The sequence below is a fragment of the Streptomyces sp. NPDC031265 genome (assembly GCF_055570295.1).
This window is the reverse complement of sequence record NZ_JBVIHM010000068.1, coordinates 1-1,705: the sequence shown is the minus strand read 5'-3', so window position 1 is coordinate 1,705 and position 1,705 is coordinate 1. Positions and strand designations below refer to the sequence as shown.

At 62.3% G+C, this 1,705-nt stretch carries 1 protein-coding gene; it reads right to left on the bottom strand.

Annotation, left to right across the window (positions count from 1 at the left end; all coding sequences use genetic code 11):
• Positions 1-1,705 (bottom strand): polyketide synthase dehydratase domain-containing protein (locus ACZ499_RS40040; RefSeq protein ID WP_468682153.1); only part of this gene is annotated, 1,705 nt, incomplete at both ends.

The window sequence follows — 1,705 nt, the reverse complement described above, 5'->3', positions numbered from 1 at the left end:
CCCCCACACACCAACCACATGCCGGGCAACCAACCCACCCAACACACCAGTCCCACCAGTAACCAAAACCGTCCCCGAACCACCCACCACAGGCACCTGCAGTTCGGCTTCGGATACAGATCGCTCACTGCGCACATCAAGCGCGGCAAGTCGCGGGTACTGAACCATTCCTTCGCGCAGGACCAGCTGCGTTTCCTCACGGCTCATTGCCGCGGCTTGGAGCGAGCGCCAGGAGGAGTCGAGCCCATCGATGTCGATGACCGCGAAACGACCAGGATGCTCGGTCGTGGCGGAACGGACCAGACCGATGGCAGCGGCGTTTGCCAGCCCCTCGTTCGTATCGGTCTGGGTCAAGCCCCGGGTCACGACTACCAGACGGGCGGACTCCAGACTCGGCTGGGCCAGCCAAGCCTGCACTGTCTCAAGCACAGCGAGCGTCGATCGGCGGACATCCGTTGTCGTATCTGCTGCGGACACCGAAACGGCGGCGGTGAAGACATTGTCCGGAACCGGAGTCCCGCTCTGGATTGCGTCACAGAGCGCCTTTACGTCCGGATAACACAGCGGATTCATGCCGACCGACTGCAATCCTGAGACCAGCCACGAACTCTCGGCGCCGAGAACCACACAGCCAGTCGATTCCTGGCGCGATACCTCGATCGGAGAGGTCCACTGGAGACTCAGGAGTGCACCGTCGCCCAGTCGGTCCGACAAGGCATGGCTTCTGCCTTCCAGGTTTTCGGCGGGGAGTCGGCGAGCAACCATGGAATGCACGGAGACAACTGGTTGTCCGGCTCCGTCGGTCGCCATGATGGAGACCCGGTCATCGGCTTCAAACGAAAGACACACCCGCAGCTTTGTCGCGCCAGTGGCGTGGAGAGCGACTCCCGTCCACGTGAACGGCAGCATCGGACCGCCGCCGTGGCCAATCAGTTCAACACTTCCGGCGTGCATAGTCGCATCCAGCAAGGCTGGATGGATGCCAAACTGCCCCGCCGACTTCTCATACCCCTCAGGCAAAGCGACTTCAGCGAAGATCTCCTTCCCGCGCCGCCATGCAGCGGTCAAGCCACGGAACGAGTCGCCATAGCTCAGGCCATACTCAAGGAGCTGCTCATATATCTCTTGCGTTTCCATGGCGGCGACCCCGGCCGGCGGCCATGTGTGGAATGCTGCGTTGACGTGACGCTGCTCAACCGCCAAGACGCCACTTGCATATCGATGCCAGGGCAAGTCGGATACATCGTCCCGCCTGGCATAGACTGCCACACTGCGCCGTTGCGTCTCGTCGGACTCCTCGACGACTACCTGAAGCTGTACGCCGCCCCGCTTCGGGAGTATCAGCGGTGCTTCAAGTGTCAGTTCCTCGATGACATCACATCCGAACTGATCGCCCGCCCGGAGCACCAGTTCCACGAATGCCGCGCCCGGCAACAGAGCAGTATCCAAAACCGTATGGTCGCCCAACCAGGGGTGTGACCGCAATGACAAGTGCCCCGTGAATACCGCCCTGTCGGCGTCTGGAAGCGTAATGAACGAGCCGAGAAGCGGGTGATCGGGGGATGCCTGTCCGATCGCGACAGGATTTCCGAGATCGCCACCCGGCTCCACCCAGTAGTGCTGTCGTTGGAAGGGGTAGGTGGGGAGGTCGGTGGGGTGTGTCTGGTCGGTGGGCAGGGTGGTGGGCCAGTTGACGGGGAGTCCG